Source organism: Microaerobacter geothermalis, from assembly GCF_021608135.1.
Taxonomy (GTDB): Bacteria; Bacillota; Bacilli; order DSM-22679; family DSM-22679; genus Microaerobacter; species Microaerobacter geothermalis.
Genome location: NZ_JAKIHL010000002.1, coordinates 133,778 through 150,027, shown reverse-complemented (window position 1 = coordinate 150,027; position 16,250 = coordinate 133,778). Strand labels below are relative to the sequence as shown.

General features: G+C 42.8%; 19 protein-coding genes and 1 other annotated feature. Of the genes, 17 read left to right on the top strand and 2 right to left on the bottom strand.

Features of this window, described 5'->3' with window-relative positions; genetic code table 11:
- Positions 1-37 precede the first annotated feature (37 nt).
- The 3 genes from L1765_RS02760 to L1765_RS02750 all read left to right on the top strand — a co-directional run bounded on the left by L1765_RS02760 (position 38) and on the right by L1765_RS02750 (position 2,014).
- The gene (locus tag L1765_RS02760) at positions 38-748 is read left to right on the top strand and encodes an ABC transporter permease (protein ID WP_236404454.1); all 711 of its coding nucleotides are present in this window, start codon (positions 38-40) and stop codon (positions 746-748) included.
- The gene (locus L1765_RS02755) at positions 736-1,440 is read left to right on the top strand and encodes an ATP-binding cassette domain-containing protein (protein ID WP_236404451.1); all 705 of its coding nucleotides are present in this window, start codon (positions 736-738) and stop codon (positions 1,438-1,440) included. The genes L1765_RS02760 and L1765_RS02755 overlap by 13 nt, the downstream gene beginning before the upstream one ends.
- Before the next feature lie 61 nt (positions 1,441-1,501).
- Positions 1,502-2,014 (top strand): gamma carbonic anhydrase family protein, encoded by a 513-nt coding sequence (locus L1765_RS02750; RefSeq protein WP_236404450.1) that lies wholly within the window; start codon positions 1,502-1,504, stop codon positions 2,012-2,014.
- Here L1765_RS02750 and L1765_RS02745 read toward each other — a convergent pair.
- Both L1765_RS02745 and L1765_RS02740 read right to left on the bottom strand, forming a co-directional pair.
- A complete protein-coding gene (locus L1765_RS02745) occupies positions 2,011-2,907 on the bottom strand; it encodes a M14 family metallopeptidase (RefSeq protein WP_236404449.1) in 897 nt (298 codons plus the stop codon). The genes L1765_RS02750 and L1765_RS02745 overlap by 4 nt on opposite strands.
- Before the next feature lie 135 nt (positions 2,908-3,042).
- Positions 3,043-3,618, bottom strand: coding sequence for a GbsR/MarR family transcriptional regulator (locus L1765_RS02740; protein ID WP_236404448.1), 576 nt, complete (start codon positions 3,616-3,618; stop codon positions 3,043-3,045).
- A gap of 372 nt (positions 3,619-3,990) precedes the next feature.
- Between L1765_RS02740 and L1765_RS02735 the strand changes: the two genes are divergently transcribed.
- The 14 genes from L1765_RS02735 to L1765_RS02670 all read left to right on the top strand — a co-directional run bounded on the left by L1765_RS02735 (position 3,991) and on the right by L1765_RS02670 (position 16,243).
- Entirely contained in the window at positions 3,991-5,193 is a 1,203-nt protein-coding gene (locus L1765_RS02735) for a quaternary amine ABC transporter ATP-binding protein (RefSeq protein WP_236404447.1), read from the top strand.
- Positions 5,180-6,013, top strand: coding sequence for an ABC transporter permease (locus L1765_RS02730; protein WP_236404445.1), 834 nt, complete (start codon positions 5,180-5,182; stop codon positions 6,011-6,013). The genes L1765_RS02735 and L1765_RS02730 overlap by 14 nt, the downstream gene beginning before the upstream one ends.
- Positions 6,014-6,087: 74 nt before the next feature.
- The gene (locus tag L1765_RS02725; RefSeq protein ID WP_236404519.1) at positions 6,088-6,933 is read left to right on the top strand and encodes a glycine betaine ABC transporter substrate-binding protein; all 846 of its coding nucleotides are present in this window, start codon (positions 6,088-6,090) and stop codon (positions 6,931-6,933) included.
- Between the two features lie 286 nt (positions 6,934-7,219).
- A complete protein-coding gene (locus tag L1765_RS02720; protein ID WP_236404443.1) occupies positions 7,220-7,735 on the top strand; it encodes a YqeG family HAD IIIA-type phosphatase in 516 nt (171 codons plus the stop codon).
- A 14-nt stretch (positions 7,736-7,749) separates the two neighbouring features.
- Positions 7,750-8,868 (top strand): ribosome biogenesis GTPase YqeH, encoded by a 1,119-nt coding sequence (yqeH, locus tag L1765_RS02715; RefSeq protein WP_236404517.1) that lies wholly within the window; start codon positions 7,750-7,752, stop codon positions 8,866-8,868.
- A gap of 81 nt (positions 8,869-8,949) precedes the next feature.
- A complete protein-coding gene (gene aroE, locus L1765_RS02710) occupies positions 8,950-9,792 on the top strand; it encodes a shikimate dehydrogenase (RefSeq protein ID WP_236404441.1) in 843 nt (280 codons plus the stop codon).
- A 37-nt stretch (positions 9,793-9,829) separates the two neighbouring features.
- A complete protein-coding gene (locus L1765_RS02705; RefSeq protein WP_236404440.1) occupies positions 9,830-10,408 on the top strand; it encodes a nicotinate-nucleotide adenylyltransferase in 579 nt (192 codons plus the stop codon).
- The gene (gene yqeK, locus L1765_RS02700; protein WP_236404439.1) at positions 10,401-10,982 is read left to right on the top strand and encodes a bis(5'-nucleosyl)-tetraphosphatase (symmetrical) YqeK; all 582 of its coding nucleotides are present in this window, start codon (positions 10,401-10,403) and stop codon (positions 10,980-10,982) included. The genes L1765_RS02705 and yqeK overlap by 8 nt, the downstream gene beginning before the upstream one ends.
- Complete coding sequence (gene rsfS / locus L1765_RS02695) at positions 10,975-11,322, top strand: ribosome silencing factor (RefSeq protein ID WP_236404515.1); 348 nt, start codon at positions 10,975-10,977, stop codon at positions 11,320-11,322. The genes yqeK and rsfS overlap by 8 nt, the downstream gene beginning before the upstream one ends.
- Positions 11,323-11,332: 10 nt before the next feature.
- Positions 11,333-12,085 (top strand): class I SAM-dependent DNA methyltransferase, encoded by a 753-nt coding sequence (locus L1765_RS02690; protein WP_236404436.1) that lies wholly within the window; start codon positions 11,333-11,335, stop codon positions 12,083-12,085.
- Between the two features lie 78 nt (positions 12,086-12,163).
- Positions 12,164-12,385, top strand: a binding site (T-box leader).
- A 101-nt stretch (positions 12,386-12,486) separates the two neighbouring features.
- Entirely contained in the window at positions 12,487-14,949 is a 2,463-nt protein-coding gene (gene leuS / locus L1765_RS02685) for a leucine--tRNA ligase (RefSeq protein WP_236404434.1), read from the top strand.
- A 167-nt stretch (positions 14,950-15,116) separates the two neighbouring features.
- Complete coding sequence (locus tag L1765_RS02680; RefSeq protein ID WP_236404432.1) at positions 15,117-15,812, top strand: L,D-transpeptidase family protein; 696 nt, start codon at positions 15,117-15,119, stop codon at positions 15,810-15,812.
- Entirely contained in the window at positions 15,805-16,026 is a 222-nt protein-coding gene (locus L1765_RS02675) for a hypothetical protein (RefSeq protein WP_407942182.1), read from the top strand. Before L1765_RS02680 ends, L1765_RS02675 begins: the two co-directional genes overlap by 8 nt.
- A 61-nt stretch (positions 16,027-16,087) precedes the next feature.
- The gene (locus L1765_RS02670) at positions 16,088-16,243 is read left to right on the top strand and encodes a hypothetical protein (RefSeq protein WP_236404430.1); all 156 of its coding nucleotides are present in this window, start codon (positions 16,088-16,090) and stop codon (positions 16,241-16,243) included.
- Positions 16,244-16,250: the final 7 nt, after the last annotated feature.

Sequence of the window (16,250 nt, the reverse complement as noted above, 5' to 3'; positions counted from 1 at the left end):
GAGAATTTTTTAATGCGAGATCAATTGGAGCTTAAATATGGAATATATTTTGGAAGCATTGCATCATTCTTTTGACATTTTGATCCAGTTTAACCCGGAGTTGTACCAAATTATTTTTCTCAGTCTTATAGTTTCAGCATCAGGGGTTTTATTAGGAAGCATTCTTGGGATTCCTTTGGGAATTATATTGGGACTGTACCGATTTCCGGGACACAGCGTTTTCATTCGATTAAATTATGTGTTTATGGGACTTCCTCCCGTTTTTATCGGCCTTTTGGTCTTCTTGTTTTTGTCAAGAAGTGGACCCATTGCCCCTATTTTTTATTTGCTCTATACTCCTTGGGCAATGGTGATTGCGCAAACTTTGTTGGCTTTTCCCATTATTTCAGGTCTTACCTATACGGCTGTAAATAAGCAGGCTGGGGAGATTATGAATACCGCCATTGGATTGGGAGCTAGTAAATTGCAAGCCATACAAACATTAGTGGTTGAATTGCGATTTGCCATTTTGGCGGGAGTCATTACCGGTTTTGGAAGGGTGATTGCTGAGGTAGGAGCAGTGATGATTGTAGGAGGTGACATTGAAGGTCATACCAGAGTATTAACAACTGCCATCGTTCTTGAAACGAGGAAAGGAAATTTCGGCATGGCCTTGGCCCTTGGCATTGTATTATTGCTCCTTTCATTTCTTATAAATACCGTATTGTATCGATGGCAGAGTGCAGGAGATGGGAAATGGTCACCTTAAAACATGTAACGAAAGCATATAAAAACCGTCAGGTGCTGAAAGATTTTTCCTATTCCTTTGAATCCGGGTATATCTATGGAATTATCGGGTCCAATGGTTCAGGTAAGAGTACATTGTTAAAAATGATAACCGGATTTGAGACTCCGACATCCGGTGAGGTTTATTATCTCGGAAAAAGGTTGGGAACTCCCCATCCTGATTTTTCCTGTGTCTGGCAGAAACCCTATTTGTTTCAAACGGATGTATATGCAAATATTGAGTATGGATTGCGCGTCCGTAAATGGGATAAAAAAAAGAGAAAAGAACGAGTGGAAGAAATGATGGAACAATTTGGAGTATCCCATATTCAGCACCAGCATGCCCGGACGCTTTCGGGAGGAGAAGGGGCACGTGTCGCGATCGCCAGAGCGATAGCGGTTTATCCAAGGATTTTAATCCTAGATGAGCCAACGGCCAGTATTGACCCTAATCATGTGAGGGTTATTGAACATGCATTGGTTGAAATCAATAAAAAGGAGAAAATCACGATTATTCTCGTTACTCACAACATGTTTCAAGCTAGAAGAATTGCTGATATCACTTTATATCTGCAAGAGGGCCGATTGATCGAAGCGGGTCCAACCGAGCAGATCTTTTTAACTCCAAAGCATCGGGAAACCAAAGGGTTTATTTCCGGTGAATTGGCCCTCTAACTGAGTTCACTTAATGAAGACAGACAGTTAGAAAATGAAGGGGGAAAGGGGAACTGATCAAATGAAATATTCCTTCAAAGGGAAACAGCCAAAAATTGATTCTTCTGCTTATGTAGCCCCGGGAGCACAAATCATTGGTGAAGTTACATTGGAGAAAGAATCCAGTGTTTGGTTTAACGCTGTTCTCCGGGGAGATAATGAGCCGATAATCATAGGAGAAGGATCCAATATTCAAGATGGATCGGTTGTTCATGTTGATCCGGGATATCCGGTTAAGGTTGGGAAACATGTTACCGTAGGTCATAATGTGACCTTACATGGATGCACCATAGAAGATGGCGCTTTAATTGGAATGGGAGCCACCATATTGAATGGAGCAGTCATTGGAAAAGGGGCTTTGATCGCAGCAGGGGCTTTGGTTCCAGAAGGCAAGGTAATTGAAGGCGGAGTTTTGGCGGCTGGAGTTCCGGCAAAAGTGATCCGTCAGCTTTCATCGGAACAGATGGAGCGAATCAAAGAAGGTGCACATCATTATGTGGAAAAAGGAAGGATCTATTCACAGGAAGGAATCTAAACCACCAGCCCTGTCAACAACATTCTAAACACTTTTTCCCAAATGGATGAAAACTGACTGATGGGAAGGGGATTAACTCCTCTTCCCAGTTCCACGGTAAAACCGGGATTGCGCCAATCCTGGATAAACCAATCCTTGTACCCGGCATCACTTTCCACGTATTGAACGGGTTTATAACCGCTGAAATCAGCAAACCTTTCAACGATTTGCCGGGATTCAGGAGGTTCAAGACCGCGATATCCCCAATAGATCTCTTCACACTGGGTATGGAAGGCAATGACCAGCCTGAAATGATGGGAGTGGGTGAATTTGGCCATGGCCTGTGACTCCGGTTCAGATAATGGTGCCGGTCCGGGATAGTCCCTCGGGGCAGGTTCGCCAGGGGAACGTCTGGTCACTTCTTCCTCCCAATGTGCAGGAAACTGGTCATTGAGATCAACCCCCCGAATATTTGCCTTCCACCCGCTGAAGTCCCTCGATCCACCGTTCAATCTCATCACTTTATCAAAATAGGGGTGATCCGGAGTTATCCCTTTTTGAACCAATTCCACTCCATCCGGATTTACCATTGGAACAATCCAAAGGGAGGTTTGGTTATAAAGGGTGGGGATGTGAAATGAATCCATATTTCCCTGGTTTTGGTATGCTTTTGCGTATTCCTCAATAAAATGCATCAAAATGATGGTAGTTAACCACTCATTGGCATGAAAGGACCCGTTATAATGAACTTCCTTCGCTCCTTCTCCCAAACGAACGACTGGGATGGACCGGCCTGATACGGATTCTCCGATGAAAGTGAATTGAATGAAAGGATAGCGACTTTTCAGAACAGTTAAATCTGTCATCATTTCCTCATAGCCGTAATTTCTCCTCGGAATCACGATTTGTGACATAAAAAATCCTCCTTGAATCAAGCGATCTTTTCTATCTCCTGACCTATACGAATAGAACTAAACGCTCACAACCCTTCAGGTCATGGAGGTTTAGTTCCTTCACTAATAGCCTATTCAAGAAGGTTTAGAAATTTGTTATTTCCGATGCAAGTTTTCTTCGATGGTTTTTGGAACCAGTTGATAAATATCCCCCGATTCGAAACAGTCAATCAACCTGGATAACCATTCATAAAATTCCAATGCAGAATGAAGCTTATTTATATCCATTTCAACAATTTTTTGAAGCGCTTGGTTTTCCTTATTGGATTGGGACAAAGCTTCCAATTCGCGGATGGATTTTTTAACCATTTGGATATTCATATCCACTGATTTGCGCCATTTAATAGAAAAAAAGTCAGTAAAGTTTTGATACCAATCCGATTCCACTTCATAATTATCTTTTCTGGAACCCTTCTTCCATACTTTGTTTACCATTTTTAAATCCATGAGGGTTCTTACAGCAGTACTCATGCTTGTTTTGCTCATCCCTAATGCAGAACCCATATCCTCTAATGTCATTGGTTCATCTTGAAAAAACATTGTTCCATATAAATGCCCAACAGAGAGAGTGACCCCATACAAATCCATGTTTTTTGCAATGGATTCAATGACGCGGTTTCTTGCCTTTAGGATGGCTGTTGTTTCCTGTTCACTTAATCCTTGGAAATTCATTCCCTTTCTCCCTCCTTGGACAGAATATACTTACGCCTATGTATTGTAAATAAGAAATCTCCTCCTGTAAAGAATCAAATCTGGCAGGATTTATATGAAAAACGGAGAATACGGTATGTAATGTTTGTAAAGTTTTATCTGTACAAAGTTTATCGTCGAATATGGGCTTTGAACAAAATTTGCATACTCATTAGACTAGAGAAGTATAGATGGGGAACTAAACATCCATGACCTATAGGGTCACTAGATGAAAATGTATTTTCATATCAAAGATTTACACATCTGCAAGACGAGTTCGGGAGAAGAATTTATTAAGTTTTGTTTTGAGGCTAATCTTCAGATTACGCTTTTCCAAAAGAATGAGGTGATGGAATGCCAAAAATTGTTGTAAATAATTTAACCAAGATATTTGGTCCGCAACCCAAAAAGGGGATAGACCTATTAAAGAAGGGTTGGAACAAGAACAGAATATTTGAAGAAACCGGATTAACAGTAGGAGTAAATCAGGTCAGCTTTGAAATTGAACCAGGAGAGATTTTCGTGATTATGGGTCTTTCCGGCAGCGGGAAATCAACGTTGGTTCGTTTATTAAACCGCTTGATCGAACCCACCGAAGGAGAGGTATTAGTTGACGGAACCAATCTTGTTCAGCTGAATCAGGAGCAGCTTCGTCAGGTAAGGCGTAAAAAAATGAGTATGGTTTTTCAGAAGTTTGCCTTGTTCCCGCATCGCACCGTTCTTCAAAATGTTGAATACGGTTTGGAAGTACAAGGTATTCCCAAGTCCGAGCGCCAGGAAAAAGCACGGATATCCTTAGAGTTGGTTGGTCTTAAAGGCTGGGAAAACAGTTACCCCGATCAGCTAAGCGGTGGGATGCAGCAGCGGGTGGGTTTGGCCAGGGGATTGGCAAATGATCCAGATATCTTATTAATGGACGAGGCCTTTAGTGCATTGGATCCATTGATACGTAAGGATATGCAGGATGAACTCATGGAATTGCAAGGGAAAATGCAGAAGACCATTGTTTTCATTACCCATGATTTGGATGAAGCCCTGCGAATCGGGGATCGTATTGCCCTTATGAAGGATGGTTCCGTGGTGCAGATTGGGACTCCTGAAGAAATTATGACCAATCCTGCCAATGATTATGTGGAACGCTTTATAGAGGACGTCGATGTTTCCAAAGTTCTTACAGCATCTCACGTAATGAGACGCCCGGAAACTATTGGTATTGACCGCGGACCTAGGGTAGCCCTTCAGCTGATGAAAGATAATGGAGTGTCCAATCTTTTTGTCGTGGATAAGTCGAAAAAACTGTTAGGAGCGATTACGGCTGATCATGCTTCAGAAGCAACCAAATCGGGCGGGCGATTGATGGATTACATGATTAAAGATGTTCCCACCGTTTCCCCGGACACTCTTTTATATGAATTATTTGATGTGGTATCCCGATCACAGATTCCGGTGGCTGTTGTGGATGATGCAGGCCGACTGAAAGGCGTCATTATTCGTGGAGCTGTTCTTGGGGCATTAGCCGGTCATATCGAAGGGCAGGTGAGTCATGATGTTTCCTAAAATACCACTGGATGTTTGGGTGGAATGGTTTGTCAAATGGCTGGATAAATACTTTGGAATTTTATTTGACATCACCTCCGATGTAATCGGAGGAACGGTAGATTTTTTCTCTTTTTTGCTTCATCTGCCGCCATCCATCGTCATCATTCTTATATTCAGCATCCTAGCCTATTTTACTGGCAGATGGCCCATCGCAATCTTTACATTTGTAGGGCTTATTTTCATAGATAATCTAGGATACTGGGATCAGACCATGAGTACCTTGGCTTTAGTGCTTACTTCAGCTCTGATTTCTATCATCTTTGGGATCCCTATCGGGATATTGTGTGCCAAAAAAAATACGATTCAACATTTAATTATGCCTGTTTTGGATTTTATGCAAACCATGCCGGCCTTCGTTTATCTCATTCCGGCGATTATCTTTTTCGGATTGGGGGAAGTTCCAGGGGTGATTGCTTCCGTTATATTTGCCATCCCTCCAACCATTCGATTGACCAATCTCGGAATACGCCAGGTGCCAAAAGACCTGGTTGAAGCGGCAGATGCCTTTGGTTCCACTCCAGGGCAAAAACTGATGAAATTACAACTTCCATTGGCTGTTCCCACCATTATGGCTGGCATAAACCAAACCATTATGCTCTCTTTATCGATGGTAGTGATTGCCTCGATGATCGGAGCGAAAGGACTTGGGGCAGAAGTGTATCGTGCCGTTACGCAAATTAAAACAGGTGAAGGTTTTGAGGCGGGTCTGGCGGTGGTAATATTGGCCATCATGCTGGACCGCATTACTCAAAATATAGTAAAGCAAAATAAAAATTAAGGAGGCGAAGCAGGTTGTTCAAAAAAAGAAGTTTTTTTGTACTTGTGGGGGTTTTAGCTTTATCGCTTATCGTGATGGGGTGTTCCAAAAGTCAGGATAGCTCCGACGAAGCGGGTTCAACATTCGTAGGGGATCAAGTAGATTACAAAATCATTGGAATTGATCCAGGGGCCGGTTTAATGAAGGCGACTGCCAAGGTCATTGAAGAATATGGATTGGAAAATTGGGAGTTGGTTGAAGGTTCAGGAACTGCGATGGCTGCAGCTTTGCAAAAGGCATATGATGCAAAGGAGCCTATTATTGTAACCGGATGGACCCCCCACTGGAAATTTGCAAAATTTGATTTGAAGTATCTGGAAGACCCGAAGGGGATTTATGGTGCCGAAGAGGAGATTAATACGATTGTTCGCAAAGGATTGAAAGATGATGCTCCATCAGCCTATCAATTTTTGGACAATTTCAATTGGACGCCGGATGACATGGCCAAGGTGATGGTAGACATACAAAGCGGAACAAAGGAAGCTGATGCAGCAGCTAAATGGGTTAGTGAAAACGAAGATAAAGTAAACCAGTGGATCGAAGGGATAACTCCGGTGAGCGGAGAGACTATTACATTGGCTTACGTGGCTTGGGACTCTGAAATCGCCAGTACCAATGTCGTAAAATATGTATTAGAGAATAAGTTAGGGTATAAGGTAGAAATGATGCAGGTAGAAGCAGGCCCCATGTGGGCAGGAGTTGCGAATGGTGATGCGGATGCTATGGTTGCGGCATGGCTTCCGACCACCCATGCCGACTACTATGAAAAATTTAAAGGACAGTTTGAAGATTTAGGTCCCAACTTGAAAGGGACAAAAATTGGGCTGGTTGTACCTGCTTATATGGACATCAATTCCATAGAAGATTTGAAAAAGAAATAAACCGACAAGGAATAGTAAGAATTATGATGATGTAACTTGAAAAAGAGGCGGTTTCTTTTCCAACGGGAAAACCGCCTTTTCTTTATTCTATCTGATGATTTCATGTCATTGGATTCACTCTCCCTTTGCACTTGAAAGGTGAAATATGGTATAGTTATTGCCGAAAAGTTGCATGATAACAACTCTCTGTATAGACGAAACGAAAGAATTACACCCAGTTTTCAAGCTATCAGAAAACTGAACTTCCTGAATAATGAACGATTTGGACGGAGATCAGAGGTGCCCAGTGCTAAAAAAATTGATACCTGATTTACATGTAAAATCTGTATATGATATTGATCTTGTCGCCTTAAAGAAAAGAGGAGTAAAGGGAATCATTACTGATTTGGATAATACCCTTGTGGAATGGGACAGGCCAGTTGCCACCCCTAAGCTAGTGGATTGGGTGAACCAACTTCAGGAATTAGGATTTAAGGTAATCATTGTTTCCAATAATAATAAAAACAGAGTTTCCGCTTTTGCTCATCCCCTTGGGATTCCTTACATTCATCGGGCAAAAAAACCCACCCTTTCTTCCTTTAAAGAGGCGCTCAATCAAATGCAGACACAGATAAATGAAACAGTTGTGATCGGTGATCAGCTGTTTACAGACATATTAGGAGGAAACAGACTTGGTTTCTATACCATCTTAGTCGTCCCTGTTGCCCATAATGATGGTTTTATTACGAAATTTAATCGTATGATGGAAAGAGCAGTTTTGTCTTGGTTAAGAAAAAAGGGGATGATTCCATGGGAGGAATAGATTCGGTGAAAGAGATGACAGATTATACAAAACAAAAATATTGTTCCGGCTGCGGTATTCCCCTGCAAACGGAAAATGAACGGCTTCCAGGATATGTACCCGGTGGGGCGTTGCATAAGGAAGAAGTGGTTTGTAAGCGATGCTTCCGGATTAAACATTACAACGAGGCTCCTCAGGTGACTCTTGGGGAAGATGATTTCTTAAAAATCCTGCAGCAAATTGGAACAAGCCAAGGTCTTATTGTTCAAGTAGTGGATATTTTCGATTTTCATGGAAGCTGGCTTCGGGGATTGCAGCGGCATGTAGGGAATAACCCGGTTCTCCTGGTTGGAAACAAAGTGGATCTTCTGCCAAAGGCGATAAATGTAAATCGGGTAAAGCAGTGGATGAGAAGGCAATCAAAGGAATGGGGCCTGCAGATTGTGGATGCGGTTTTAATCAGTGCTGCTAAAGGTCAAGGAATTGATGAGTTGGTTAACGCCATGGAAAAATGGAGAGATGGACGGGATGTTTATGTGGTGGGAATCACCAATGTAGGAAAATCCACTTTGATTAATCGCCTTCTTCATGATTATAGCGATGAAACAGGGGAGGTTGAGATCACCACTTCCCATTTTCCAGGAACCACTCTGGGAATGATTGAAATTCCTCTGGATGAGCAAAGCTCTTTGTTTGATACTCCCGGTATTATTAATAAGGAACAAATGAGTTATTACTTGGCACCCAAAGACTTAAAATTGGTAATGCCTAGTAAAAGAATTAACCCAACCATTTATCAGCTGAATGCCGGACAAACCTTATTCTTGGGTGGCTTAGTCAGAATAGACTATATGTCAGGGGGGAGGCATTCCTTCGTTTGTTATGTGTCTAATGGGGTACCCATCCATCGGACCAAATTGGAAAGGGCGGACGAAATTTATCAAAAACATCTGGGAGAAATGTTGAATCCTCCTTCCCCAGAGTCCATAAAAAAATTGCCAGAAATGCTATCTCATGAGTTTCCGTTAAGGAAAGAAAGTCAGGATGTGGTGATTTCAGGATTAGGATGGATTTCCATAAAAGGAACGGGAGGATCTATCCGAATCTGTGCTCCGAAGGGAATTGGAGTATTTCTAAGGGATTCCCTTCTTTAATACGAAAAAACGATGTGGAACCAGAGAATTTACAAAGGATAGCCTTCGAACTTATTACAAAGTGGGAAAGGAGGAAAAGGAATGGATAGCCATACAATCATGACCGGGGTATTGGGATTTCCAGTCAGGCATTCCCTCTCCCCACAGATGCATAACAAAGCCTTTCAATCCCTGCAATTAAATTTTCGATACGGGTCATTTTCCGTAGAACCCTCTAAACTGTCTGATGCTGTGAGGGGAATACGGGGATTAGGTTTTCGGGGTGTGAATGTGACGATCCCCCACAAAGTAGCCATTCTTCCCTATCTTGACGAAATTGATCAGGAAGCTTCTTTGATTGGCGCAGTCAATACGGTGGTAAACGAGAATGGAAGACTAATAGGGTATAATACTGATGGCCGGGGGTACGTCCAATCTTTAAAAGAAGAAACAGGAATTGAAATCACAGGGAAGAAAATCCTTATTCTTGGGGCTGGTGGAGCGGCCAGAGCCATCTCTGTCTCCCTTGCGCTCGAAGGTGCAGAGCAATTATGGATTGCCAACCGCACCCCGGAAAAGGGAAAGCAATTGGCGCAATCTCTTCAGTCCCTTTCAAAAGCGGATGATATATCCTGGGCAGAAATCCCCTCAGTCATTCAGCAGGTGGCTGTAGTGGTTAACACCACATCCGTCGGGATGTTTCCAAATATCGAAGAGATTCCCATATCTCCTGACTTGCTCCATTCCAATTTATTGGTAAGTGACTTGATCTATAATCCGATGGAAACTAAGCTTCTCATCGAAGCTGAGAAAAGGGGCGCTTCCATACATAAAGGGTTAGGAATGTTTATCTATCAAGGAGCTCTTGCCTTTCAATTGTGGACAGGCAAAGAAGCTCCCATTTCGTTGATGCGGGAGACGGTTTTACAGGAATTGTTAAAATAGAGAATGGATATGCTGATTTGTACAAGGGGAGATCAGGATGAAAAAAAAAGTGGGTTTAATGGGAGGTAGCTTTAATCCCGTACATGTGGCCCATCTGGTCGTGATGGAGCAGGCATGTCATCAATTGGGGTTGGATGAAGGCTGGTTTTTACCCTCAAATCATCCTCCACATAAAGATGAGTCGGAGATGGCTTCAGGTGAACACCGCCTGAAAATGCTCAGGAGAGCCATTTCCACCCATCCAAAATGGAAAATATGCCTGTTGGAGTTTGAACGGGAAGGCCCTTCATTTACTGTGGATACCATGGATGAATTAAACCGCCGTTATCCCGATATTCAGTTTTATTTTATCCTGGGCGGAGATATGGTGGAATATTTGTCCCACTGGCACAGGATTGATGAATTGAAGAAAATGGTGCGATTTGTAGGAACCCAAAGACCCGGATTTACCTTGGATCATGGAGTCTCCGACCTGCACCTGGAAATCGTTGAAGTTCCTCAGCTTGACATATCATCCTCTCTTATTCGCCGATGGATAAAAAGGGGGTTTTCCATTCAATACCTTGTTCCCGATGCAGTGAAACAGTATATAGAGGAGGAGGGATTGTATGGATAATCAGGAGCTATTGGTGAAAGTAAGAGAGCAGATGACAGAACACCGCTACCAGCACACCCTTGGAGTTGTTGAGACTGCCAAGATTTTGGCGAAACGGTTTGGGGCAGACCCCAAAAAGGCTGAATTGGCAGCAATACTCCATGATTATGCCAAATATTGGACCGATGAACAGTTGATAAGAGTGATTGTAGAAAGGGGATTACCCCAGGAACTTTTAAATTATAATAAACAGCTATGGCACGGCCCTGTTGCGGCTGAAGTGGTTCAAGAGCTGTTTCATATAAAAGATGAAGAGGTAATCACTGCCGTCCGATACCATACTTCCGGAAGAGCAAATATGAGTTTGTTGGAAAAAATCATCTGGCTGGCGGATTATATTGAGCCGGGTCGTCATTTCCCAGGAGTGGAGGAAGTAAGGGAGATAGCTGGACAAGATCTAAATCAAGCTTTGTTGAAGGCATTGGATCAGACGATTGTATTCTTAATAAAACAAGGTCAGAAGGTGTATCCCTTAACTTTATTGGCAAGGAATCACCTATTGGATGAAAAGGAGGTTTTACCGATTGTTGAGTGAGAAAGAGATTGCACTGGCCGTTGCTGAAGCCGCTGACGAAAAAAAAGCACAGAAGATTGTGATTTTGGATATTCGGGGATTATCGGTTATCGCTGATTATTTTGTCATATGTCACGGAAATTCAGAAACCCAGGTTCAGGCCATTGCTGCTGCCATTAAGCAAAAAATGGGCCAACATCAAGTGCCTGTACGCGGAATGGAAGGATATGATGATGCGAGATGGGTCTTAGTGGATCTGGGGGATGTAGTTGTCCATGTTTTTCATCGGGAAGAAAGAGAATTCTACAATCTGGAGCGTTTTTGGGGAGACGCCAAACAGGTGGAATTTGCAGCAAAATAGGAGAACAAAAATGGCGTATAAAAAAATGGCCTATATTTATGATCAACTGATGAAGGATGCACCATATGAACAATGGGTTCAGTTTCTCCTCCAAGCATTAAAAAAAGAGGAAGGCCCCTTTCAGCACTTGGTAGATTTGGGATGTGGAACTGGTTCGATTTCCATTCCTTTGTCAAGAATGGGTTATTCTGTAACCGGTATTGATCTGTCCGAAGATATGCTGGCCGTTGCGAAAGAAAAAGCGGATGAAGTACGGATTGATCTCTCTCTGTTTCAACAGGATATGAGAAAATGGACATTACCCCGACAGGCAGACGTCGTTTTTTCTTTTTGTGACTCCTTCAATTATCTTCTTAAAGAAGAAGATATTCAATCGGTTTTTCGTCAAACCAATCTTGGATTAGTCACAGGAGGATTGTTCCTATTTGATATGCATACCCCATATAAAATTAAAGAGGAGTTTGCCGGCCGCACGTTTACATGGGTTGAGGACGATGTAACTTACATATGGAATTGTCATGGAATGCAACATTTGATGGTTGAGCATGAACTTATTTTTTTTGTAAAGGAAAAAGAGAACCTGTATCGAAGATGGGAGGAAGTCCATTTTCAACGGGCCTACCCCATGGAGTCTGTCATTGGTTGGTTAGAGGAGGCAGGGTTCGGATTTCTTTCCTGTACGGCTGACTTTTCCGATCAACCTCCAACAGGGAAAACGGAAAGAATATTTTATAAGGCAAAAAAAATACGTGACATCCGTTGACAATATACGACTTTTTTGCATATAATCATAACTAAATTTATCCGATGATTCATGACAGTTTAATGAAATGAAGATTTATCAAAAGCGATGACAAGGATTAGTAATCGTTTAGGATGTATCAGAGAGCTGACGTACGGTGCAAGCCAGCCATCTGAACCGATGAACTCACCTTCCAGCTGTAAAGGGGAACCCTTATTACCCTTTATCGTCTTATCCGCGTTAAGGAAAATAAAGTGAGTGTGGGCTGTATGCCCAACACTAATTAGGGTGGTACCGCGAGATTAACCTCTCGTCCCTAGCATAATGGCTGAGGGCGGGGGGTTTTTATTTGGATTGACACACACACAAAGTTTTCTTTACGTGTGTCCTGGCAAAAATGGTGAACAAAGGGGGAATTGATCATGACACAAACCTATCAACCAAAACAAATTGAATCGAAGTGGCAGAAGGTATGGCAGGAAACAAATGCCCATGCTACTAACGAGCAAGGAGACAAACCCAACTTTTATTGCTTGGAGATGTTTCCCTATCCATCGGGAAAACTGCATATGGGGCATATGAGGGTGTATTCTATTGGGGATGTGGTGGCTCGTTTTAAGAAAATGAATGGCTATCAGGTACTCCATCCCATGGGATGGGATGCCTTTGGACTTCCGGCAGAAAATGCGGCAATTAAGTCTGGTGAAAATCCGGCAAAATGGACCTATGAAAATATTGATTATATGAAAAAACAGCAAAATAAACTGGGTGTCAGTTATGATTGGGAAAGGGAAGTAACGACCTGCTCCCCTGATTATTATAAACATACCCAATGGTTGTTCCAATTGTTCTATGAGAGAGGTTTAGCTTACAGAAAGAAGGCTCCGGTCAATTGGTGCCCCGATTGTGCCACTGTGTTAGCCAATGAACAGGTGGAAGACGGCAAATGCTGGCGGTGTGATTCAGAGGTGACGAAGAAAGAATTGGAGCAATGGTTTTTCAAAATTACCGACTATGCTGAAAGGCTTTTAAATGATTTAGAACTGTTGGAAGGCTGGCCTGAGAAAGTAAAAACGATGCAGAAAAACTGGATTGGAAAAAGTGAAGGAGCGGAAGTGATTTTTTCAATTCCTGAACTGAATGAGCATTCAGTCTCCGTCTTTACCACAAGGCCGGATACCCTTTTTGGCGTTACCTATATGGTATTGGCTCCTGAGCACCCGTTGGTCGAACAATTGATAAAAGGCAAAGAGACAGAAGCTGACGTTCTTCAGTTCGTGGAACGAATGAGAAAGGAAAATGAAATTTCCCGCACCTCAGCCGATGCCGAGAAGGAAGGATTGTTCACAGGAGCCTATGCGAAGCATCCCATTACCGGTGATCTAATCCCCATCTGGGTTGCAAATTATGTATTGATGGATTATGGTACCGGAGCCGTTATGGGGGTTCCGGCCCATGATGAAAGGGATTTTCAGTTTGCCAAAAAATACGATCTCCCCATAAAAGTCGTGATTGTGCCGGAGAATCAGGCTGATTTTGATAAAAATTTGAAGGAAGCTTTTGTTGAAGATGGGATATTGGTTGGTTCGGGCCAGTTTGATGGGTTGAACAACCGGGACGCCATTAAACAGATCAGCCTTCACTTGAAAGAATTGGGAAAAGGAAAACCTACAGTATCCTACCGATTAAGGGATTGGTTGATTTCGCGCCAACGTTATTGGGGCTGTCCCATCCCAATGATCTATTGTGATCACTGTGGAATTGTTCCAGTACCGAAGGATCAGCTGCCGGTGCTGCTCCCTGAAGACGTGGTTTTTGACGGAAAAAGAAATCCGCTAACCACTTCGGAATCGTTTGTACACACCACTTGTCCTGAGTGTGGCGGGAAAGCCCGAAGAGAAACGGATACGATGGACACCTTTATCGATTCGTCTTGGTATTTCTTAAGATATACCGATGCCAGAAACGAAAAGGTTCCATTTAAATCGGAGAAGGCCAATAAGTGGCTCCCGGTTGACAAATATATAGGCGGAATTGAACATGCTATTCTACATTTGCTCTACTCCAGATTCTTTACCAAAGTGCTATATGATGCAGGCATGATTAACTTTACGGAGCCCTTCACCAGCCTCTTGACCCAGGGGATGGTATTAAAAGAAGGAGCCAAGATGTCCAAGTCAAAGGGAAATGTGGTTAGCCCTGATGAAATTATTGAGAAATATGGAGCCGACACCGGAAGATTATTTATCCTCTTTGCTGCTCCCCCTGACCGGGATTTGGAATGGAGCGATTCCGGGGTAGAAGGAAGTTTCCGCTTTCTGGGACGGGTTTGGAGAATGGTGATCAACCATCTTAATCTGTTTGAAAACCGTACTGAACCCAATATAAACGATGAAGCCAGTAAAGAGCTGAATCGGATGATTCATCTGACCATCAAAAGGGTTACGGATGATATTCATATTCGTTATAACTTTAATACCGCGGTCAGCGCGATCATGGAGTTGGTCAATGCCATTTACAGTTACCCGGAGAATGGAGATAAAGGAACTCTGGCTAAGGCCATTGAAACGTCCATTGTGCTGCTAGCTCCCTTTGCCCCCCATATGACAGAGGAACTATGGCATCGGATGGGTCATGCCGAAAGTGTCCATGATCAAGAATGGCCTTCCTATGATGAAGGTGCATTGGTTCTGGATGAAGTGGAGATTGCCGTCCAAATCAATGGAAAGGTGAGGGACAAAGCCGTTGTTCCAACAGGAGCATCGAAAGAAGATGTAGAAAGTCTTGTTTTGGAACAGGACCGGATAAGAACCTTAATTGAAGGAAAGACCATCCGAAAGGTAATCGTTGTACCCGGCAAATTGGTGAATATTGTGGTCGGATAAAAAATAATGATTGGATTAAAAAAACGATGGCCAATACGGCTATCGTTTTTATTAATTGTCATCGTAGCTTTTCAATTTCCCTTTCCTATTTTCCCCCTATGGAAAAAGGGATATTCCAGCTGCAACGTTGACAAAATATATGTAGTGATCTGGGTTGAGGTGTGACAATGGTAAAAGACAATACCTTAAAGTACTCAAAAATTGGATACATTTTGGCAGTAGCCATAGCTGTGATGGTTTACCTTTTTCCATCCTATGTGTCAAGGGGAATGGCTGAGGAAATCGATCGTGCTCCATATATATTGATTGATCTGTGGAGAAACCGCCTCTATCTGATGGAAGGGGACCAAATCGTCAAACAGTACCCCGTTGCACCAGGGAGCCCCTCTACTCCTTCACCTGTCGGACAATGGAAAATCATAACCAAATCAAAGAATTGGGGAAGCGGTTTTGGTACCCGTTGGTTAGGTTTAAATGTACCCTGGGGTACTTATGGGATTCACGGAACCAACAAACCATGGCTAATTGGCCATCACGTGAGCCATGGATGCATCAGAATGAGAAATTCAGATGTGGAGGAGCTTTATACGCTGGTTCGGCACGGTACAAAGGTGATCATAGAAGGACCTATCGTTGGGTTTTCCTGGAATGAATATAAGACATTGGTTAAAGGAGATAGGGGTTCTTTGGTGATGCTGATTCAAAATCGATTAAGGGCAGCCGGTTATTACAAAGGGGGCTGTCACGGCGTTTTTGACGGATATACAGAAATTGCGTTAAAGTCTTACCAGAAAAACCATCAATTGCAAGTAACCGGCCAAGTAGGGTATAGGGATTATATTAGTTTAGGACTTCTTGAGTGAAAATTTACGATGCTTTAAAAATCGGAAAATCACGGTGGTGGATGCCGGCAATGGAACCGGAGACGGGGCAACCCGGATCAGCAATTATGTCACCAAATTAATGGCGCAAATGCCGGAGATGTTGAAGGATGTCTCTGGAGTAGACATGAATCAAATGTTGCAGGGAATCATGAAGCAAGCCAAAGACGCTCCTAAAGATGCTCCTGCCGAATAAGAATCTTATGTATCAGTATCTGATCGATGGTATATAATAGGAAGGAAAGGGAGGTTTAGAAATGGACAAAAAAAATCAACAACCCCTTCCCCCCATTAGCGGAATCGACTGGGAAGAAGATGAATCTTTTAACGAGGAATCAGGACGGCCATTAGGTTTGGTTGTCGATGTCAGGAAAGAAAGTAAAATAAAAGGGCCTAATCGCCCTTCTACCTAAAAAGACT